Raw genomic sequence first — 20,013 nt, 5'->3', positions numbered from 1 at the left:
TGTTGGGTTCCGCACTGCAATCTTATGCGACTTTGACCCTTAGGTTGATTGGCGATCCTGCCCAAGTCCACCCGGTTCCCGCGCGGCAACGCCCCGAAGCCACAGCTACCGTCGGGGCGGCCGTCTCAACTTCAGGCGCGCCGGCATTCTGCCGACAGGCGCTCGAGCAGCGCGCCTCAGCAAGCTGACGGCGCTTCCCCCTTCCACGCACGTGCCAGCAACGCCCTGAGGCCAGACGCATCAAGCGGGCGTGGATTCCCGTAGGGATTGGCAAGCGCCTCGTCGACGGCGGCGTCAATGCCCTCTTCGGGCATGCCGAGATCGCGGAGCGCCATGGACGCGCCGAGGGACATCGCAAGATCGTGGATGCCTCGCGACGCGTCCGGCGCGTCGATGGCCCGCGATATCCGCTCCATCGCATCAGGCGCGGCGGCCGCGTTGTAGGCCATGCTGTGCGGCAACAGGGCCGTGTGGGTCTCCGCATGCGGCAGATCGAACATCCCGCCCAGCACATGGGCGAGCTTGTGATGCAGCGCCATCGTCGTCACGCCGAGGACAGAGCCGCACAGGAAAGCCCCGTAGAGGGCGTCCGTCCTGGCCTCCGCGTCGCTGGGGTCGGCGGCTATCCGCGGAAGCGCCCGCGCCATCCTTGCTATGCCTTCCTCCGCCATGAGCAACACCACCGGGTTGCCGTCCTCGGCGTAAAGAGCCTCCACCGCATGCGCGATAGCGTTCATGCCCGAGGTAGCAGATACCGAAGCGGGAAGGGTCAGGGTCAGCTCGACATCGTAGATCACCGTCTCCGGCAGGACCTTCGGGTTGCGCTGCGTCGTCTTGCGGCCCTCGGCCGTCTCGCCGAGAACGGGAGTCATTTCCGACCCGGCATAGGTCGTCGGCAGCACGATCTGGGGCAGGTCGGAGCGGAGCGCGAGCGCCTTGGAAAGCCCGATCGTGGAGCCGCCTCCGACCGCAACAAGAATGTCAGCGCCCGTCTCCTGCACGGCTGCGAGCGCGCTCTCGGTGACCTCGACGGGCGTGTGCATCGCGGCCCGGGCGCACACGCCTGCGCCGAGGGAGCCGAGATGTCCGGCGATGTCTTCGGCCAGGCGTTCCCCCCGTCCTGGAGTGCTGAGCACGATGGCCCGTCTGCCGCCGAGCCGCTCGGCCTCGGCCTTTACGTGCGAGACCGTTCCGCTCCCGAACACGACGCGCGCAGGAAGCGCCTGGTAAATGAAATTCTGGATCATCGCGAACTCATCCCGGTCAGCAACGGTGCGTCGCAATGACGCCCCGGCTGGATCACATAAGGAACTTGCCAAGCGCGGCGAGTTCTTCCTGCCGTATTTCGTGGCCGCCGCCATGCAGCGCGAGTTCCACTTGAGCGCCCTGCGCTTCCAGCCAGGCGACCAACGACTGCGTCATCGGAAGGGGGCAGATCGGGTCGCGCTGTCCCGCCGTGACCAGCACCGACACTGACTTCAAAGCCGGGTTGGGCGTGGGCGTCCAGGGGATGAGGGGATGCATCAGCACCACTCGCTCGAATAGCTCCGGCGCTTCGAAGATGACGGAGGCCAGGATGTTCGCGCCGTTCGAGTACCCCAGCCCATAAACGGGTGCTCCGGGATTGACTTCCTTATGGGTCCGGATGAACCCCTTCATCTTGTCAGTGCGAGCAGCGAGGTCATCCATGTCGTAGACGCCTTCTCCTGTCCGGTGGAAGAAACGGGCGGCGCCGTGTTCCGAGACATCGCCGAGCGGCGAGACGATTCCCGCATCGGGCAGGAGTTGCTGGAGCAGCCCAGTGAACTGGTGCTCGTCGCCTCCCGTGCCATGGAAGGTGAAGACCAGCGGAGCGCCTGCGGCGGGCGCCTTGGCGATGTGGTGATAGGCCGATTTGGACATTGTTCGAATCCTTCGATGGGTGAAAACCGCCGCACCTGGGCGGCGGTTTCGTTTGGGACTTCACCCTGTGATCGGCGTCAGGATCTGCTCGATCCGGGGGCGCAGGTGCTCGTGCTGGGCGGGGATCTTCAACGCCTCGCCGAGATGAGCCGTGTCCTCGTCCCTGTCGAAACCCGGCTCGTTGGTCGCCACCTCGAACAGCACGCCGCCCGGCGTGCGGAAATAGATCGCCCAGAAGTAGTCGCGGTCGATCACCGGGGTGACGTTGTAGCCCGTGTCGATCAGCGCCTTCCGCACCTCGAGCTGGTCCTTGCGGTCCTTGACCGCGAAGGCGACATGATGGACCGACCCTGCGCCCTGACGCGCGGGAGCCGCGCCGGGCAGGACCTCGAGGTCGATGAAGTCGGCGCCGTTGCCGCCGGGCATGGCCAGCCGGGTCAGATCACCCTGGCGGTCGACTTCCTCGTATCCCATGTATTTCAGCAACTCGCTGGTGGCGCCGCCGTCCCGAAGGCGCATGGTCACGCCATGGAAGCCGTGCACCCCGACGCTCTCCGGCACCGGACCGCCGTCGAAGGGCTTGCGGTTGTCGCCGTCCACTTCCACCAGCGCGAAGCCGTCGCCGTCGGGTCCGAAGAAACGAAGCCGCTTCCCGCCGAACCGCTCCTGCTCTTCCAGCCCCGAGACGCCCTGCGCCTCAAAACGCTCCTTCCAGTAGCCGAGCGTTCCGCGCGGCACGGCGAAGACGGTTTCGGAAGCCTCGCCGGCGCCCCGGCGTCCCTTCGCGATGTGCGGGAAGGGAAAATAGGTCATGATCGTGCCGGCGCTTCCGGTCTCGTCGCCGTAATAGAGGTGATAGACATCGGGAGCGTCGAAGTTGACGGTCTTCTTGACCCGGCGCAGGCCTAGCTGCTTGGTGAAGAAGTCGTTGTTCTGCTGGGCGTCCGCCGCCATCGACGTGACGTGGTGCAGGCCCTTGATCTGTTCGATCATTGTGGATCTCCGTGGGTTCTGGTGTTTCGTTGCCCAGAAGGTAGGGTTTGCCGCAGAGCAACAGAATAGACATAATCCGGCAGATATTGTTGCGCCCTTTGCAATGGTGATGAGATGGGCGAGCTCGAATCCCTTCGTGTCTTCCTGGCGGTCGCCGAGCACCGGAGCTTCAATGGAGCCGCTCGCCAGCTCGGCATGACTCCCGCCTCCGTCACGCGTGCGGTGGCCGCGCTGGAGGAAAGGCTTGGCGTGCAGCTTCTCCTGCGGACCACGCGGCAGGTGTCGCTCACCTCGGCAGGAGCGGTTTATGCCGCGCGCGTCGCTCCGCTGGTGCACGGAATCGCCGAAGCGGCTTCCGAGACGATGGAAGCGCAGGGCATCACGTCAGGCCTGATCCGTGTCAGCGCGCCTATGTCGTTGGGACTGAAGCTACTGCCGGCGGTGCTGTCGCAGTTCGCGACGCTCTTTCCGCAGACCCATGTCGCGCTGACGCTATCCGACCGTTTCGTCGACATCGTCGAGGACGACTACGACTTGGCCATCCGTATCTCCGGTCCTCCCTCTGACAAGTCGACGATCTGGCGGAAAGGTCTGCAGGGTGCCCCGGACGCTCGTCGCCGCTCCCGCCTACCTGGCCCAGCGGGGCGCTCCGGAGAAGCCGGAGGACCTGACCGGGTTCTCGTGCCTGAGCTACAGCCAGGACGCAGGGATAGAGACCTGGGAACTGTCCAAGGGAGCGAGCCGCCGCAGCCACAGGGCGGAAGGCGGCTTCAGCGCCAACAACGGCGCCTTCCTTGCGCGGCTCGTGATGAACGGGGAGGGCATAGCGCTCCTGCCGCGCTTCATTGTCGAAGACGATCTTGGCACAGGACGCCTGGTGGAGGTCCTGCCGGAGTGGACCGCGCCGGAGATCTGGCTGACGCTCTACTATCCGCCCTACGCGCAACTGCCGCTGCGGGTGGCGACGTTCTCGGATTTCTTCGAGCACTACGTGAAAGACACCCGGCCTCTGTGAGCCGACAGAGTAGTCGGGCAAGTCGGGGGGTGCCGTCGGCCGCTTCTCCGCTACCTCCAAAGAAGGGAGGACCCTCTCGATCCTGATTGCCTGCCTCGAGAGGAGCGAGTTCGGGAAGTCGTTTCTCGCCGACTTCGGTGTTCGCGCGGGCTCTCGGGCTAAGATTGAAACCTACACGAAGTCGTCCTGAAAAAGGGCGGAGACAAGACGTTCCGGCCCGATGGCCTGCTGATCCTGAAGACAGGAAGCAAAACCTGGACGGCATTGGTGGAAGCCAAGGTAGGGAACTCGGAACTGACACCGCAGCGGCTCGACAGCTACCTCGATATTGCGAAGATGAACGGTGTAAACGCGCTCATCACTATCTCGAATCAGTTCGCACCGTTGCCTTCGCATCACCCGGTGCAGTTGAGCGCCGCCTCCGTGAAGAAAGCGACCGTCCTTCACTGGTCATGGATGTACCTGCTGACCCAAGCGACGCTCCAACTCGGGAACGGCGATGTCCAGGACAAGGAGCAGCGCGTCATCCTGAACGAGATGGTTCGCTTTCTCAGTCATCCCAGCGCGGGAGTGAAAAGCTTCGACCAGATGCCCGCGGCATGGTCGGCCATCGCCAGTACCGTGCAGGCCGGGGGAACGGTTTCCCCGAGGTCGGACGAGGCATGCGAACCGCGAAGCGCTTTACGACTGTTTCCCGATTGCGATCTGGGACGATCCGGCCGAGGACAGCATGAATATCGAATGGGCGCGTGCGATGTGGAACGCGCTGAGGCCCTATTCGACGGGAGGGGTCTACGCCAACAATCTCGGCGACGAGGGCGAGGATCGCGTGCGCGCAGCTTACGGCGCGAATTATCCGCGCCTCGTCGCACTCAAGACCACATACGATCCAACCAACTTCTTCCGCTTGAACCAGAACATCCAGCCGACGCTCTAGCTTACGGCCGGTCACGAAGAGCGGGGCCCCGCCCGCACGCCATTGGCGCGCGGCTATGGCCGTTCGATTCACGGCGCTGCGGCCCACACACGCAAGCTCGTCTCGTTACAAACCTCACAGGTTGGATCGGCTCCGATCTTGCAAGGCTTTCTGGTCAGAATGGCTGAGTATATCGCGCTTTGGCCGCTCGAGCCGGCGCGTCCGTATTGCGAAGCGCCCGCGCACGGTGAGCGGCTGGGCTGGCTGGCGCTCTGTCCAGATATGCCCGAGGCCGATCGCGCTGCGTGAGGCGGTGGATATGGCTCAGGTCTCGCACGGCTGGGCATTCGCGGGGCGGACGCTGCAGCGCGCGCTGCCGATTTGGAGGAACTCTGCATCGACGTTGCCGCCCTGCCACGGCGACGCGACCGCATGGTGGAAGGGCTGCGGGCGGCCGGCTACGACGTGCCGAGGCCAGAGGGCACCTTCTATCTCATCCCACGCTCCCCGATGCCGGACGATGGGGCATTCGCCGCGCGGCTTGCCACCGAGGGCGTCTGGGTGCTGCCGGGCAGCCTCGCCGGGCTGCCGGGCCGACTGCGGGTCAGGATGACCGCCACCGACGCCATGGTCGACCGCGCTCTGCCGGTCTTCGCGCGGGCTATCTCGGAACTGCTGAGCTGAGCCCCAGTTCTCGAAAGGGAAGGGACACTTCAGGTCGAATGCGACCTTAGCTGTGCCCGGCGCAGACGTCCAGGAGTTGGTGCGACCGCAGGGCGGGTGGCGCGGCTTCGCAAAGCGCACATGATTTCGTCACGAGAGATGCCGATGTCGCCAAGGACGCCATCGGGTAAACGGCTCAACTGGTCCGTTGCCGATAACAGAGCCTTTCGCTCGGCGTGGAGGCGTAACCACCTGCGAAATGGACCAACTGCGACAGCATGAATTGCAACCATGATCAGATCGTCCCTTCATTGATCTGAATTGACCGGTACGGAACGGCGCGGCTGGCACTCCGGGCAAGAGCGCCAGCCGTCCGCGAAGCAGGTTACGCGTAGTGGTCGATGGACCGGTTTTGCTGTGGCGTGCCCGCACGGCGGGCGGTGGCTGGCCCCGGGCCACGCATATAATAAAGCTCCGGCCGGTAGCGCCGCGCGGCGAATTTGCGAAACGCCGCAGCAAGTTTTGTGAAGGGAGCCAAGAATTTCATGACCGTTCCCGTTCCCTTTCCCTTCGCCTGCTTGAACACGAGCCGGCGGGCCTGGATGTTGCAAACAAGGATATGCCAGTCGGACCAGGCTCGGCTGTGGGAATTCCCACACGGGGGAAAACATTGGAAAAATCCGCTCCCAGTTTTGCTTTCCGGAAAGCGGGGCCTGCGGCCATCAAATTTCCTTGGATAGGGAGTAAGATGAAGTACACCTGATTGAACAAGAGACCGTTGTGACAGGCTCTCCGGCCTTCATCTCAAGACTTTGCGATGCCGACCTCGCCGCGCTGACCAAACGGTGGCACGAGCGCAGCTATCGACACAACGAGCTGATCATTTCCCACGGCGACACTGGTCGCGAAGTCTACTTCCTGCTGGAAGGACGGGCTCGCGTGACACTGGTTTCAGCGGACGGCAGGGAGATAGCGTATCGCGATGTCGAACCGGGTGACATTTTCGGGGAGCTCGGAGGCATTGACGGGATTGCACGCTCTGCTAGCGTCGTCGCGCTGGAGGCAACCCGCGCTGCACGGCTGTCCGGCACAGCATTCCGGGATATCGTGATGACCCATCCGACTTTCGCCTGGATGCTGCTTGAGCATCTGTCTGCCCAGCTCCGGCGCATGACCGAGCGGGTATTCGAATACAGCACTCTGGTCGTGCGAAAACGGCTGATCGTCGAACTCCTGCATCGGGCGGAGAAAGCCGCACCCGTGGACGGCGAGGTGTCCATAAGCCCGGCACCGACGCACTCCGAGCTGGCGGCAACGATGAGCACGCACAGGGAGGCGGTCTCGCGCGAAATGAGCGACCTCGCCAAGAGAGGGCTGATCGAAAAGCACGGCAGCCGGTTGTTGCTGCATGACGTCTCGGCACTACGGGCGCTGGTCGACAAGAAGGAATAGCGGAAGGCTGTCGCTGCGGCGAGGGGGCGATCTCGAATTGTACCGGCCGCCCCGTCTTCCTTTGGACAATCACTGCTCGGTCGCGGACTACGCCGGAAAGCGCAATGTCGCCGACCGTGATGGTGACTAGGTCGCAACTTCGAAGCTTGCTATCGATGGCGAGATTGAAGAGTGCCAAATCCCGTTCCGCGCCGGACACCTGCAGTCGTGTTCGAATGCTCCAGACCTCGCGCGGTTTGAGAGGAGGCTTCTGACCGACGATGTGGCCTCTGTTCCTGTTAGGCATGGTTCTTCTCCCATGCCACCCTCCGCAGCCGCAGCGCTCAACACGAGCAAGCGAATGTAACAATGGGCTGAGAGCGTCGCCGAGGATTTCAGCCGAAAGGGTTACCGGGCTCCCGGTCGATCGAAGCCGCAGGCCGGTTAATGGGCGCAGTCGCGCCGATTGCCGACCTTCCTGGCGCTTCTCCAGAGCCGTTGCGCTACGGCTTGAGTCGACCCGATTCGGACTTTGGGATCCTGACGATTCGAGGTCCGCCTTGCGCCATTTGCAGACCTCCGCGCTAGATGCGCAGAAAGTCGGCTTCGCGGCCGGCTCCAGTCATGAGGTTTCGACTTTCGGGAGGAAATCTCAGCCAAGCTCATTTTCGGAACCGTTCTATCGAGTGAAGATTACCCTCCCACTTGGTATCGATCCGCAAGGCCTCATCCACACTCTTCAGGTTCATTGCGAAACCGGCACCACTTCATAGGTCCAAACTCGAAACGCCTTCAGGACGTGCGGGCCGAAGGAATTGATGAGCGGGATGTCGGCCGCATCACGGCCCCGTGCGACTATTATCCTGCCGATCCGCGGCGTGTTGTTGCGCGGATCGAACGTGTGCCATGCGCCGTCCAGGAAGACCTCGATCCAGGCGCTGAAATCCATCGGGTCGACGATCGGAACGCCGATGTCGCCGAGATGGCCATTGACGTAGCGTGCGGGAATGTTGAGGCAGCGGCAAAACGTGACTGCAGGATGCGCGAAGTCGCGACAGACGCCCACCCGTTCGTTGAAAGCCTCGAACGCGGTTCGGGTCGACCGGGCCTGCATGTAATCGAAGCGGATGTGGGCATGGACGAAGTCGCAGATCGCCTGCACCCGACCCCAGCCGGGTGCAACACCGCCGAACCTATCCCACGCAATTTGGCTGAGCAGGTCGGTTTCGCAATAGCGGCTGCCCATCAGATAGACCAGGCAATCGTCCGGCACTTCCGGCACCGTGAGTTCCCGCGCGCCAGGAACTGCCCTGTCCGGTTGGCCGTCATCCTCGATCGTGGCGTCGCCCCAAATCGTCAGGTCGGCCGCCGGCGCGACAAGCCGCCGGCATCGGTTGCCGAAGAGATCTCGATAGGTCGTTGTGGGAACATCAGGAATGGTGAACAGCGTTTCGGGAGCGCGAATGTCGGCCGCGCGGTCCTCGTGGACGATAACAGACACACCAATGCCGTCGGCTGTTGGCAGGTCAGCGTGATCTCATAACCGTAGCGGATGAGCATGGAGGATACTCGCTCCTGATCCGACTTACCCGAAATCCGCGGCCGTCAAAGTGTAGAAGTCGCGACGTCGGTGAGAATAAGCCCTGCGCGCTGCGTCGTAGATCGACGTGCGCATTGAATCAAAAGCTGCGAGGCACTTCGCCTCCGATGGTGCTGCCCCGCGCAACTGCGTGCCCGATTTCTCTAATGCACCGGCCTCTACCAGGAATCGCACTTGAGACATGCCGTCATGGCCGCTGAAGCGGACGGCGTTCTGCTCATCATCGAAGCTGCGGCTCGGGTTTGGAAAGGACAGTATCATGACCGGCACGCCACCGTTGCACCCGACGCATCCCGGGCGAGTGCCGGCAAGCGGATGCGCTGGTTGCGGCGTTCGGTGTTGTGAAGATTGAGAGACATCATGCTGCTTGTGGCCTGCGACCTGCTGAGGCCAATCAAGTCATCGTTGCCGACACGCGCCGTAACGCCCGCGAAGACATGATAGACCGTCTAGGACCGATCGGCTTCGACGAGGCGTCCATACTGATGCTCCGTGAATTCACGGCCCGGAGCGCCACCCTCATTTTCCCAGATCGCGATCGCGGTTGTATTCCGTTTAAGATCGGTTTGGTTGCGTTGACCGTTCATGGTTGAAGCCTTTCGTCATTGGCCGCTTCAGCGTTGATAACGCCGGAATAGAGTGTCGCGCCGTTCGCATCGGTGATCGTCATGGCGTCCGGTCGCTGCGGCATATTCAGTGTTTGCGAAAGCTGCCGCGCGACCTCGACAGCGTCATCGGCATTCACCGCTTCCTTCGTTTCGCGGCCCACGACGGCATGAGCGTCGTCTGCGTTCCGGGTGCGGTAAAATTCGATCACAATCTTCATTGCACGAGCGTTCTGGCCGTCAGTTCTTGCCTTTGCCACGCGGGGCATTGCTCTCGGCGAGCTTTATTTGCGCGCCGAATGCGCCTTCAGGTTTCGGCGGTGCCTTCACCTGTTTGGGCTTCCTGATCTCGCGACTGCTGCGCTTCTGTCCCTTGGCCATTGCCGAACGTCCTTTCGATGAGTGTTGCGTCATCCGGCTGATCCGTGACAACCGGCTCCAGACAATCTTGCGTCGTGACCCGCTCATGACGCTCGTGGTCATGGCGGACGCGGTATTGAAACAAATTATCCCTCGCAGGCAGCGTTCCGGTGATCCGGTAGACATCGCCAAGCTGGGGCGACGTTCCGAACCCGCCCTTCAGCCGGACGGACTGCCCAATCGAAAAAAGATGCTTTGCAGCGTCGCGCGGGATCGCACGGCGGGATCGCATGAGGGATGGGGCCGTCATGATTGTTCAAGGTCCTTTGCGAGAGCGGCTTCAAGATCTGCCGGATTGATCGGGACCATCTGCTGCGTCGAAGCGTGCTTGGCGATCGCTGGCAGGTGGATGAAAGCGCCGACTCGTAGCCAAGCAAGTCGGGAGGCGCCTTCTATGAGTTCCTCGTCGTGGTCGACGCGGTAGTCTCCCGCCGGTTGCGGCGCGTCAAAGCCCGGCAGCCGAAAATCCGATAGAAAGTGAACGACGGTTTGCGTGGTGCGGCTGGCCATGTTGCAGGTCTCCGCAGGAGCACGCGGATGCGCCTCCTGCATTATTCCCGTTCGAACTGGATGACCCTGATGCTGCCAGTACATCCGTGGTCAGCGTCAGGGTCCAATCCAGATCGAACAGAGCGCCATGCGCGCCGGATCGGCGGTATGCATTCGCTGTCGAGATTCGGGGTGTATGGCGGGTCTGGGTCTCTGACACCGCGAAAGCCAATCGGCCAAAATCAACGCGCTTTATATATGCTCCTTAATCGAGCTTCAAACAAGGCGCGAGCACTTTTAATTTTCAGGTACTTTCGCGAAACAGAACAAACAGCAGTTGAGCCAATTACGTTTCCAGCGAAATAGTCAGATGGCCCCAGATTTATATTTTTTCATGTTCCAGGTTTTGTGATTTTATTTATTTGGCACTCCTATCATTCGAGTGCCAAAGGGCCTAATACAGAGGCGCGGTCCACCTATGCGCCGGCCGCAGAAAGAATCCCAAATGAAATTCCGGCCACTTCACGACCGCGTCGTCATCCGACGCGCCGAAGGCGACATCAAATCCAAGGGCGGGATCATCATTCCCGACAATGCGAAGGAAAAGCCGCAGAAAGGCGAGGTGATTGCCGTCGGTCCGGGCTCGCGAGACGAAAGCGGCAAGCTGATCCCTCTCGACGTGAAGGCTGGCGACGCCGTCCTGTTCGGCAAATGGTCGGGCACCGAGGTCAAGATCGACGGCGAGGACCTCCTGATCATGAAGGAGACCGACATCATGGGCATCGTCGACAAGACCGAAGCGGCCAAGAAAGCTGCCTGACCGAGCGATTTTCCCGCTCTCCTCATTCAAGACTGAACTGGACGAAAATCATGTCTGCCAAGGAAATCAAATTCGCCACCGATGCTCGCGACCGCATGTTGCGTGGCGTCGAGCTGCTCAACAACGCAGTCAAGGTCACGCTCGGACCTAAGGGCCGCAATGTCGTGATCGACAAGGCGTATGGCGCGCCCCGCATCACCAAGGACGGCGTTACCGTCGCCAAGGAAATCGAGCTATCCGACAAGTTCGAGAACATGGGCGCGCAAATGGTGCGCGAAGTTGCCTCGAAAACCAACGACCTCGCTGGCGACGGTACGACCACCGCGACGGTGCTCGCAGCCTCCATTTTGCGCGAAGGCGCAAAGCTCGTTGCCGCCGGCATGAACCCGATGGATTTGAAGCGCGGCATCGATCTTGCCGTGGCCGCCGTCGTGAAGGACATCCAGGCGCTTTCGAAAAAAGTGAAGTCTTCGGAGGAGATCGCCCAGGTCGGTACGATCGCCGCCAATGGCGACGCCTCCGTTGGCGCGATGATCGCCGAGGCGATGAAGAAGGTCGGTAATGAAGGCGTGATCACGGTCGAGGAAGCCAAGACCGCCGAGACTGACCTCGAGGTCGTCGAGGGCATGCAGTTCGATCGGGGCTATCTCTCACCTTATTTCGTGACCAACACCGAGAAGATGCGCGTGGAACTGGAGGATCCGTACATCCTCCTGCACGAGAAGAAGCTGGGCAATCTGCAGGCCCTGTTGCCTATCCTGGAAGCCGTGGTGCAGAGCGGTAAGCCACTGCTGATCATCTCTGAAGACGTCGAGGGCGAGGCTTTGGCGACCTTGGTAGTGAATAAACTGCGCGGCGGGCTGAAGGTCGCAGCGGTCAAGGCCCCGGGCTTCGGCGATCGACGCAAGGCCATGCTGGAAGACATCGCCGTTCTGACGCAAGGGCAGCTGATCTCGGAAGATCTCGGCATCAAACTCGAAAACGTTACCATCGACATGCTCGGCCGAGCCAAGCGCGTGGTCATCGAAAAGGACACCACCACGGTGATCGACGGTTCCGGCGAAAAGGATGCGATCGCCGGCCGCATCCAGCAGATCAAAGCGCAGATCGACAAGACCACCTCGGACTACGACAAGGAAAAGCTGCAGGAGCGGCTGGCGAAGCTTGCCGGCGGTGTTGCGGTCATTCGCGTCGGCGGCGCGACCGAGACCGAAGTCAAGGAAAAAAAGGATCGCATCGACGATGCGCTGAACGCCACCCGCGCCGCTGTGGAAGAGGGCATCGTGGCCGGCGGCGGCGTCGCGCTTCTGCGTGCCAAGGCAGCCTTGACCGGACTTACCGGAACCAATGCCGATGTGACGGCCGGTATCTCGATCGTTTTCAAAGCGCTCGAAGCACCAATCCGCCAGATCGCCGAGAATGCCGGCGTTGAAGGTTCGGTCGTCGTCGGCAAGCTGGCCGGCGGCAAGAACCCCAGCGAGGGATTTGATGCCCAGACCGAAACCTATGTCGACATGATCAAGGCCGGCATCATCGATCCCGCCAAGGTTGTCCGCACCGCTCTGCAGGACGCGGGCTCCATCGCCGCGCTCCTGATTACCGCCGAAGCCATGATTGCCGATGTTCCGCCGAAGGATGCAGCCGCTGCGGGCAATGGCGGCGGCATGGGTGGAACGGGTTACTGAGCAGTGCCTGAACGCCCGGCCGCAGGCGGCAGGGCGCAATCTAGAGCAACACTCAAGGAGGAGAACTTTCATGGCCATGCAAACCAATGCCAAGCAATCGCTCGCCCAGCGCTGGGAATCCTATCAGCCGTCCAAATCGGCGCTCGCCTGGGCGTGCGCGGCGACGGCTGTCGCCACGATCATCGTCGGCTTCAGCTGGGGTGGGTGGGTCACCGGCGGCACGTCACTAGCCCAAGCAAAAACCGCCGGCGACGTTTCGCGTAGCGAATTGGCTTCAGCCATCTGCATCGATAAGTTCAACGCGTCTCCTGACAAAGCGGCGCAACTCACCGCACTGAACGCAATCTCCGACAGCTACAAGAGGCGGCAGTTCGTGGAGGCCGGAGGCTGGGCGACGATGCCCGGTCAGACGTCTCCCGACAGGCGCGCCGCCGAAGGCTGCGCTGCAGCACTCGCTGCCTAAGCCACGCAAAAATGTGATCGTCTTCGACCGTCTTCGCGTCCACACCAGGAGCACGACAATGATCTCATTTGTGAAAAACACGGATGCGCCGCCGCCGAGCAAGGAAGTCGAGGACAATCGCTTCGAGCAGATCCGCAAGGAGGCCGCGGAACGGCACCGGAAGGCGGATACGGACGGCACCCGTCGCCGTGCTCGCCAGACGGCCGAGGACAATCGGCTTATCTAAGGCGAATTGGACCGGCACCGTACAAAATAAGACATGGAACAGGCCGACCTAAGTGTAGTTCGGCGGCCATGGCGCGGTATTTTTTCGACGTGCGCGACAATGACCGGCTCTTTCCCGACGATGAGGGGACAAGGCTTGCTGGGGGCCTCAATGCTGCTCGTGCGGAGGCTTTCGCAGCCTTGGCAGACTATGTGCGAGAAATCGCACCACCCGACAGCCGCTGCTGCCTCGCAATCGAAGTCCGCGACGAAAACAGCCACCCGCTCTTGAAGGCGACAATGACTTTCGAAGTTGAGTTGATAGACCGCCAATGAAGAATGTAGGCATGGCAATCACGCGGGCGACGGTCGGATCGCATGTGCCACAAGCGATCTGACAATCCGGTTCGCGCGGCCGAGATAGCTAAATGAGAAAACCAGCCCCGCGTAGCTTTGGCACCCGAGGGAGTTCAAACAATCCTCCCAAGGCAGTCGCAGTGGATCACTCAGCTCCGTGGAGCGCCGCCCAGCTCACAGGATATCTGGTGTCGAAGGACCGAACCGCGACGATCGGTTTTCTGATCAAGGCGGGTGTGACGTTGTGGGTTTTCGCGATCATCCTCGTAGTGTTCTTCGGATGATGTTCGGCCAACCCTGCCGTTTTGAAGTTGATTTCGCCCCAACCTCGAACTCCACCCATTCGAAAGCTAGAGTTAAGATAAGCCCACAAGGAAACAACTCATGTCGGACGCTATCCTTTCGCAGCAGAAGATTCCCAAGCTGGTCGTCGTCATGGCGTTCGACCCCGATGACGATGGCGTGCTTCAGGTTGTATTCGGCCCAGCCGAGCAACAGAGCGAGGAGCGTGCAATCCGGACAGCGAAGACGCTGGCGCCAAGCATGCCGGCGTCATCGCCTGGTCGCGAGAAGCAAATCCGGCGCTCGGCGAGTATGGCGAGCCGTCGACCTTGTTCGTCAGCGGCGATGTGCCTGCCATGGAATGAGCGGCGGGATGATCGGGAACGCCAGCCACGCCAGACTGCTTAGGCGATCTGCGCGGAAGGGCGGCCACGCCGCCGAACCTAAGGCGACCATAATCGAAAACAAACTCGCTGTCGTGGGGGGCACATTCTCGAACATGCAGCGGCCAGGCATTGTGAATTGATGGATTTAGGGAATTAGGCGAGCATGAAACAAACGATACACGCGATCATCTGTGTGGCCTTGATCGCTGCAGGCTCGGCGTTGCTCTTTTCGATGTCTCTCGACCCCCCGGACGAACCGTTTACGTCCAGCAATTTCCAGGACCGGCTAAAATCCTGGACGCACTCGCGAACTGGCTAGCAATACCGAGGCAAGATAACCGCAGCCGCTCGCACCAGCCAAACGAAGCACGGCGAGGCGGTCAGGCCTATGGCCGCATTTGAGCTGACACGGCACAAAAACCGGTGGTCTGTATGCTAATTAATTAAACTATCGGTTCCCAGCACGCTCCAAGCGCCCGACCTCCCGGCAAATGTTCTCGAATTCGACGAGGACGCGCTGCTGGACATCGTGCAACGGCAAACGGCCCGGTATTTCTGGGAAGGCGCACATCCCGTCAGCGGCCTTGCCCGAGATCGACAAAAGACCCCAGGTGCTCGGGCCAACGATCTCGTGACGATCGGTGGCTCTGGCTTCGGCATCTTGGCCATCATCGTTGCGGTCGGACGCGGATGGATCGATCGCACGGCAGCATTAAGCCGATTGCAGGGAATGCTGGACTTCCTGGACAGCTCGCCGCGCTATTACGGCGTGTTTCCACATTTCATCAATGGCCGCACTGGTGCGACAATTCCATTTCGACGCAAGGATGACGGCGCTGATCTGGTCGAAACCACTTTCCTGTTTCAAGGTCTGATTTGCGCCCGCGAGTATTTCGCCGGGATGGCAACCGAGGAGGCGCGCCTTCGCCAGAGCGTAGACGAGCTATTGTCACAGGCCGAATGGAACTGGTTCACGCGCGGGGCTCGGCAACTCATGTGGCACTGGAGCCCCAACCACGGCTGGGCGATGGACAGCCCCATCAGGGGTTGGAACGAATGCTTGCTCACTTTCGTGCTGGCGGCGGGATCAGCGCGCCACTCCATTGATCCGGGCATCTATCACGAAGGCTTTGCTGGTGGACCCGACTTTCGAAACGGGCGCGATCATTACGGGATCGCCCTGCCGTTGGGAACAAATTCTGGTGGTCCGCTCTTCTTTTCGCACTATTCCTTCTGCGGGCTCGATCCACGAGGCCTAAGCGACCGATACGCCGACTACTGGCAACAGAACCTCGTCATACGCAGATCAATTATCGGCATTGCGTCCGCAATCCCCATAACCGTTTGGGATACAGCCCCGACTGCTGGGGTCTGACCGCCAGCCATGGGCCGCGGGGATACATCGCGAGTGCACCCGACAAAGCGCATCGCGGATCCCCGTGGACCTGCCAGACGATCACTCAGGGAAGAAGCCACCCCAGGGCTATGGCCGTGGGAGCTCTTGGCCTGTGCATACGTTGATGTTGTCCAGACGGTGGCTGGTGAAGCCCAGCCTCGCCAAGCCCCTGTGCACCTCCGGCGCGCCCATGAATAATCTCCACAAAAGGCCTGTACGATGGTTCTCGATCATCGCGATGATTGGCCCCTGATTGATCGCCAGATAGGTTCGGGAGTACCAGTTGCGACCTTCGCAAAACGCGTCGACAAAGCCGAAGCGGCCCCATATGCGTTTTCGAGGTTTGGTCAGGAAACCGCGCAGTGCGCGCATCGCTTCCGCCGGAGCATAAGGCAAACTCGACAGGGCAGCGGACGGAGCGATTACGCCAGCTGCGGCGGGGGAGTGAGAAATGTCAGGGAATAGTCGCAAGAAGGTCTAATCGTTTAACCTAAACGCTACCATGTATTCCCAAAGATCATGGCATAAGTGGCGGTGCCAATAAACAACACGATCGACATTCTCATGAAAAGCTGAAATGAAAAATAATCTTTCATCGCGGCCTCCTTTGTTTTTGTTGATTTTTTGTGGCCAAGATATCACCATATCACATATGAATGCGCGCTGGTAATTTATTTCCAGGGCTTCTGGAACAGGTCCCGATCAAGCAACCGACCGTTTGCAGCCGCAGATCGAAGTCCGGTTTCGTTGGATCGCCCGGTTTGATTGCCTCTCGATTCGACGATATTCGCTCGCTCTTCGACTTTGGGCTGGATCGCACCGCAAAGAGCTCGTCAGCGCATGGCGGGCGTCCATGACAGGGTGAGCGTGGTGACACCGGAGGGCACCCCCTATCCGGATCGACCGCGATCTTCTCACCCGCATGGTCAAGTCCCGCGGCTTCGCCGGACGCTATCGGGCGTTAGCTGCTTTCTGTTCATGACGTAACATCCGCGACAATCGCGCTCGGTCGAGGCTGCTGCTGTGGTCTACCGTCCCCACTAAGCGGCGCGGGCTACCGACCAGCGTCTGTTCTTTGTGGTACCCGACATTGGCGTATCGGCCGGAGAAGGTCGCCTAAGGGTCACGAGTTCTGGTTGGCGCCAATGTCGGGTTTCTGGAAGGAAAATGGGTCCCGGAAGGTCAGAATTGGGTCATGGGCGTGAATTCGGCCGAGGCCGAACGAGCTCCCGCAATGGGGTGGTTAGCTGCTGTCTCGTAATGGTTTGAGAAAATCTTCAGTCGACAGACCATCTGGCAAAGCCGCGGGAACCCGGCTGCGCGCAAGAATGTGGGCCCCCACAAGCCATCCCCCGCCTTCGGTCAGCCGGGGCGGCGGAGGTGCCGGGGGCCGGCCCTCCACCTCGGCCTTCATCAAAGGCGACTACTTCGTTTTCATCATCTGCGCGCGTCGTATCCCGGCCATGATCGCGTCCTTGATCGTCATCAGGTTCTGCCTCGTCGTCGGCGATGGCAAAGCGCGTGGTAGATGCTGTCGATGTCCGCTGAAGGATATCCCGCACCTGCGTTGCCGCCCATGAACGAGTGATCGGCGCCTGTGCTTACCGAAGGCGCCAAGCGAGCCAAGTAGGCCCGGCCCGATTTTCAGGGTGATCTTTTACTGCGCCCGGTTGGGGCATAGAGCCATGAACTGGTCCAAAGCGACATCGTATCCGGAGGCACTGCTTCCATCGAGAGGTTCGTTGCTGCCTACCTCAATGAGCAGGTATTCGGTGTTAAATGCTGTCGGATCGTACTGTGTGTTCGAGCCGAGGAATTGATAGCCCCGCCCATTGGCCGTCACAAACTTGCCGGTCTTGCAGTTGGCCGAAATCTCCGGCAGCAGCGACACCTTCATTTCATCCGCGATGCATTTTGGCGTGACCTTCTGGACGTAATCCCGACAAAAAGCAGTTGCGTTCGCTTTGGTATGCTTGAGCGCGATTTTGGCGTGCGTCGTGCCGATGTTTGACTTCTTCAGCACGGTGACTTCCATTCCCGCCCGCGAGCCATAATACAGGGTCTCGGCTTGCGCTGCATTACCCAAGACGAGTGACAATCCCAGAACTGCTAGAACGCGCATCTGTCCCTCCCATAATCCCTAACCAGGTTCCACTCGTATAAAGGCTGAAGGCTTGGTGTTCAGCAACTGGTGATGCGCTAACACAAAGTTTGTGATGTCGTCTTGATGGCGCTCATGGTGGACAGACGCGGCAACAATGAACGCGTGGAGGGCTCCAAGTTTCAAATCGGGTGTGAGCGCTGCGCTATCACGCAACTCGACCTGGTGCCCGCGCTCGCGTATATGCGTTGCCGTCCATTCGGCAATCTTCCGGGCCTTCGGTCGTTCCATAGACAATCAGGATATTCACGATATCCCTCCGACACCAGCGCCCACGTCGGTTGCGAAGAGGACCCGGCGCGAGTCATGCAGTAGGCTCTGCTAACCGCTGGCGAGCGCGGCGTCTGCGCAATCTTCCTCGATCGTCAGGAAACCGATCTAACCTCGATCCGCTTTGCCGCTGCCTCCGGAGCTCTCGGGATGGCGAGGTGAAGCACACCATCCTTCATGTTCGCCTCAATTCCGTTGATGTCGAAATCCCCGGAGAGAGTGAACTGCCGCTCGAAATCGCCGACGTCGTACTCGCGATAGGCCTGGCTGTAGCCCTCGGGCGTATCCTCTTCGACGCGGCCATAGATCGACAGCACCCGCTTCTCCAACGTGACCTCCAAACCCTCCGGGCTGACGCCGGGCAGATCCGCAACGACGCCAAGGCCCGTTTCAGTTTCGTAGATGTCAACCCGTGGTACGAAGACCAGCCTCTCATGGGTCCGCTCGCCCGCGTCCTGCTCCGCGGACAGCTTACCCTCCAGCTCCGGTTGGCTAGTCGGCGTGGCCTGAGACTGCTTGCTCCCCTTCGTTCCCGCTCTCGTGGTCTCTCGCTTAGCCATGACCCGCCTCCTTGCTCGCCTTAACGTGAATGCGCTTGGGCTTGTCCTCTTCGGCCCGAGGAAGATCCAGAGTCAGTACGCCATTGACGAGATCCGCTTCAACCTTGTTCGGGTCGACCACAAACGGCAATGACACAGTCCGCACAAACCGGCCTCGACGACGCTCACGCCGGTGGTATCCCCGCCGGGCTTCCTCAGTTTCGGTTTGCCGCTCTCCGCTGAGCGTAACGGAATCTCTGTGAATCAAGATGTCCAAGTCTTCTGATCTTACCCCAGGCAGTTCGGTGATGATGATGACGCCGTCCTGGTTTACGAAGACATTCACCGCCGGGAATTCCAGTCGGCTCACTTCGTCTTGGAGGCGGCGTATGTTGCGGAAAGGATCTGCGCCGAATAGCATTCGTGCGATCATTGTCTCCTCCTCGGAAAGCCGCGCCGCAAGGCCCTCGGGTTCCCTCGATGTACAGCAGGGCCATCCCCGCTCTTCACCGCCCATCGGCGGTGCGCCGTAGAGCGACGAGTGCCGAGCCCGCGGCTCCCACCTTCCAGCTCTGAACTTAACTCCAGAGTCGCCTAGGTGGTGCCGCAGGTTCGCCCATCATGTTTCACTGGCAATCTGGTTTACCTGCCCGGGTTCCCATTCGCTTGAACGGTCCTCCATGGTGTATGGCCAGTTTGTCTCCGCATGACGATGAAGAAGAATGCGCGGATGGCACTTTGTTGCTTTGATCTGAATCAATTCGAACACCTCATTGGATGGTTCCGTCCCCAATCCCCCTTTTAGTGGCGATGAGATGGGCGTAGCTCTGAGATTAGCGTACTCAGGCCACGGACTCTGGGTCGGGGAAGCGAACCAGCCGGCTCGTTCCGAGGCTTCGATTTTACGCCAGCCACCCTCTCATCCCGTTCTGGATCGCGGGTCTTCGAAGCTGATTATGGCTCCATCGATTTCCGAGGTCTGTCGAACGCAGATACGCTGAACACCGGAATGGCGGCGCCGATCTATCCCTTGATCAGCGCGACGAGCGGCAACCCGACTGCTCCGGCTTGGCTCGGCGGCCTCATGTTCGATCTGCTGTTCCACTGTCGCACGTCGTGGCCTATGACGCTTCGGCGCATGCGAGGAGAGATCGGCGTAAAGGTCTTCTTTAGGCGTTCAACCGTTAACCCGGCTTCCACATCCGCAGTTGGGCGAGCAGGCACCGGAGGTTCTGGAGCCGGTCTATGGATCAAAATTCTGATGTGCCGACCTTATGCCAAGCATTGGTTCACTGTGGCGTCTGCGAGGCGCTCGATCCGCGGCAACTGGTGGGATTCGCCAGGACATCCTCGAAGGCGCGCCGTCGCTGCGGACGTTCAAGCGAAGGGCGAGACTCCGAACAGCCAGCCGTGCAG

The 20,013-nt window shown here is 60.8% G+C and carries 22 protein-coding genes and 4 pseudogenes; 12 read left to right on the top strand and 14 right to left on the bottom strand.

What is annotated here, in order from left to right; genetic code table 11:
- Positions 1 to 176 precede the first annotated feature (176 nt).
- Genes AC0L3I_RS26980 through AC0L3I_RS26970 form a run of 3 tightly spaced genes read right to left on the bottom strand, consistent with a single transcriptional unit; the run spans position 177 to position 2,895 of the window.
- On the bottom strand, positions 177 to 1,247 hold the full coding sequence (locus AC0L3I_RS26980; RefSeq protein WP_473528865.1) for a maleylacetate reductase: 1,071 nt from the start codon (positions 1,245 to 1,247) through the stop codon (positions 177 to 179).
- Between the two features lie 52 nt (positions 1,248 to 1,299).
- Positions 1,300 to 1,902 carry an alpha/beta hydrolase gene (locus AC0L3I_RS26975; RefSeq protein WP_473528864.1) on the bottom strand — a complete coding sequence of 201 codons (603 nt, stop codon included), beginning with the start codon at positions 1,900 to 1,902 and terminating at the stop codon, positions 1,300 to 1,302.
- 60 nt (positions 1,903 to 1,962) lie between these two features.
- Complete coding sequence (locus AC0L3I_RS26970; RefSeq protein WP_473528863.1) at positions 1,963 to 2,895, bottom strand: ring-cleaving dioxygenase; 933 nt, start codon at positions 2,893 to 2,895, stop codon at positions 1,963 to 1,965.
- Positions 2,896 to 3,009: 114 nt separating this feature from the next.
- Between AC0L3I_RS26970 and AC0L3I_RS26965 the strand changes: the two are divergent.
- The 4 genes and pseudogenes from AC0L3I_RS26965 to AC0L3I_RS26950 all read left to right on the top strand — a co-directional run bounded on the left by AC0L3I_RS26965 (position 3,010) and on the right by AC0L3I_RS26950 (position 6,941).
- A pseudogene (locus AC0L3I_RS26965) lies at positions 3,010 to 3,910 on the top strand (LysR family transcriptional regulator).
- 730 nt (positions 3,911 to 4,640) lie between these two features.
- Complete coding sequence (locus AC0L3I_RS26960; protein WP_473528862.1) at positions 4,641 to 4,847, top strand: BBE domain-containing protein; 207 nt, start codon at positions 4,641 to 4,643, stop codon at positions 4,845 to 4,847.
- Positions 4,848 to 5,165: 318 nt separating this feature from the next.
- On the top strand, positions 5,166 to 5,510 hold the full coding sequence (locus AC0L3I_RS26955; RefSeq protein ID WP_473528934.1) for an aminotransferase class I/II-fold pyridoxal phosphate-dependent enzyme: 345 nt from the start codon (positions 5,166 to 5,168) through the stop codon (positions 5,508 to 5,510).
- A 759-nt stretch (positions 5,511 to 6,269) separates the two neighbouring features.
- Positions 6,270 to 6,941: a Crp/Fnr family transcriptional regulator gene (locus AC0L3I_RS26950; protein ID WP_128188049.1), complete on the top strand. Its 672-nt coding sequence runs from the start codon at positions 6,270 to 6,272 to the stop codon at positions 6,939 to 6,941.
- A 28-nt stretch (positions 6,942 to 6,969) separates the two neighbouring features.
- On the opposite strand, the pseudogene AC0L3I_RS26945 reads toward AC0L3I_RS26950, so the two are convergent.
- The 6 genes and pseudogenes from AC0L3I_RS26945 to AC0L3I_RS26920 all read right to left on the bottom strand — a co-directional run.
- A pseudogene (locus AC0L3I_RS26945) lies at positions 6,970 to 7,227 on the bottom strand (site-specific integrase); the annotation flags it as partial.
- 438 nt (positions 7,228 to 7,665) lie between these two features.
- A pseudogene (locus AC0L3I_RS26940) lies at positions 7,666 to 8,480 on the bottom strand (transglutaminase-like domain-containing protein).
- A gap of 25 nt (positions 8,481 to 8,505) precedes the next feature.
- Positions 8,506 to 8,781, bottom strand: a complete 276-nt coding sequence (locus tag AC0L3I_RS26935) for a DUF1488 family protein (RefSeq protein ID WP_473528861.1) — start codon at positions 8,779 to 8,781, stop codon at positions 8,506 to 8,508.
- 322 nt (positions 8,782 to 9,103) lie between these two features.
- Entirely contained in the window at positions 9,104 to 9,346 is a 243-nt protein-coding gene (locus tag AC0L3I_RS26930; RefSeq protein WP_473528860.1) for a hypothetical protein, read from the bottom strand.
- Positions 9,347 to 9,365: 19 nt separating this feature from the next.
- On the bottom strand, positions 9,366 to 9,506 hold the full coding sequence (locus AC0L3I_RS26925) for a hypothetical protein (protein WP_473528859.1): 141 nt from the start codon (positions 9,504 to 9,506) through the stop codon (positions 9,366 to 9,368).
- 285 nt (positions 9,507 to 9,791) lie between these two features.
- A complete protein-coding gene (locus AC0L3I_RS26920; RefSeq protein WP_473528858.1) occupies positions 9,792 to 10,055 on the bottom strand; it encodes a hypothetical protein in 264 nt (87 codons plus the stop codon).
- A 484-nt stretch (positions 10,056 to 10,539) separates the two neighbouring features.
- Between AC0L3I_RS26920 and AC0L3I_RS26915 the strand changes: the two genes are divergently transcribed.
- From AC0L3I_RS26915 to AC0L3I_RS26885, 7 genes and pseudogenes are all read left to right on the top strand, one after another.
- Positions 10,540 to 10,854: a co-chaperone GroES gene (locus AC0L3I_RS26915; protein WP_473528857.1), complete on the top strand. Its 315-nt coding sequence runs from the start codon at positions 10,540 to 10,542 to the stop codon at positions 10,852 to 10,854.
- A 50-nt stretch (positions 10,855 to 10,904) separates the two neighbouring features.
- Complete coding sequence (gene groL / locus AC0L3I_RS26910) at positions 10,905 to 12,539, top strand: chaperonin GroEL (RefSeq protein WP_473528856.1); 1,635 nt, start codon at positions 10,905 to 10,907, stop codon at positions 12,537 to 12,539.
- Between the two features lie 70 nt (positions 12,540 to 12,609).
- Complete coding sequence (locus tag AC0L3I_RS26905; protein WP_473528855.1) at positions 12,610 to 13,002, top strand: hypothetical protein; 393 nt, start codon at positions 12,610 to 12,612, stop codon at positions 13,000 to 13,002.
- 58 nt (positions 13,003 to 13,060) lie between these two features.
- On the top strand, positions 13,061 to 13,228 hold the full coding sequence (locus AC0L3I_RS26900; protein WP_473528854.1) for a hypothetical protein: 168 nt from the start codon (positions 13,061 to 13,063) through the stop codon (positions 13,226 to 13,228).
- A gap of 68 nt (positions 13,229 to 13,296) precedes the next feature.
- Positions 13,297 to 13,542 (top strand): DUF6894 family protein, encoded by a 246-nt coding sequence (locus AC0L3I_RS26895; protein ID WP_473528853.1) that lies wholly within the window; start codon positions 13,297 to 13,299, stop codon positions 13,540 to 13,542.
- A gap of 405 nt (positions 13,543 to 13,947) precedes the next feature.
- Complete coding sequence (locus tag AC0L3I_RS26890) at positions 13,948 to 14,253, top strand: hypothetical protein (protein ID WP_473528852.1); 306 nt, start codon at positions 13,948 to 13,950, stop codon at positions 14,251 to 14,253.
- Between the two features lie 708 nt (positions 14,254 to 14,961).
- Positions 14,962 to 15,752 (top strand): annotated as a pseudogene (locus AC0L3I_RS26885) (glucoamylase family protein).
- Here AC0L3I_RS26885 and AC0L3I_RS26880 read toward each other — a convergent pair.
- The 5 genes from AC0L3I_RS26880 to AC0L3I_RS26860 form a co-directional block, all read right to left on the bottom strand.
- Positions 15,715 to 16,098: a glucoamylase family protein gene (locus AC0L3I_RS26880; RefSeq protein ID WP_473528851.1), complete on the bottom strand. Its 384-nt coding sequence runs from the start codon at positions 16,096 to 16,098 to the stop codon at positions 15,715 to 15,717. The pseudogene AC0L3I_RS26885 and the gene AC0L3I_RS26880 sit on opposite strands and share 38 nt — an antisense overlap.
- A 1,186-nt stretch (positions 16,099 to 17,284) precedes the next feature.
- Complete coding sequence (locus AC0L3I_RS26875; protein ID WP_473528850.1) at positions 17,285 to 17,749, bottom strand: hypothetical protein; 465 nt, start codon at positions 17,747 to 17,749, stop codon at positions 17,285 to 17,287.
- An 18-nt stretch (positions 17,750 to 17,767) separates the two neighbouring features.
- Positions 17,768 to 18,019 carry a flavodoxin domain-containing protein gene (locus AC0L3I_RS26870; RefSeq protein ID WP_473528849.1) on the bottom strand — a complete coding sequence of 84 codons (252 nt, stop codon included), beginning with the start codon at positions 18,017 to 18,019 and terminating at the stop codon, positions 17,768 to 17,770.
- Between the two features lie 134 nt (positions 18,020 to 18,153).
- Positions 18,154 to 18,618 carry an Hsp20/alpha crystallin family protein gene (locus tag AC0L3I_RS26865; RefSeq protein ID WP_473528848.1) on the bottom strand — a complete coding sequence of 155 codons (465 nt, stop codon included), beginning with the start codon at positions 18,616 to 18,618 and terminating at the stop codon, positions 18,154 to 18,156.
- Positions 18,611 to 19,030 (bottom strand): Hsp20/alpha crystallin family protein, encoded by a 420-nt coding sequence (locus tag AC0L3I_RS26860; RefSeq protein ID WP_473528847.1) that lies wholly within the window; start codon positions 19,028 to 19,030, stop codon positions 18,611 to 18,613. Before AC0L3I_RS26860 ends, AC0L3I_RS26865 begins: the two co-directional genes overlap by 8 nt.
- Before the next feature lie 576 nt (positions 19,031 to 19,606).
- On the opposite strand from AC0L3I_RS26860, the gene AC0L3I_RS26855 reads away from it, so the two are divergent.
- The coding region (locus AC0L3I_RS26855) for a hypothetical protein (protein ID WP_473528846.1) at positions 19,607 to 20,013 on the top strand (407 nt) is incomplete at its 3' end.

It is taken from the genome of Mesorhizobium sp. WSM4840, from assembly GCF_055811755.1.
This window is presented reverse-complemented; position numbering and strand designations above follow the sequence as displayed.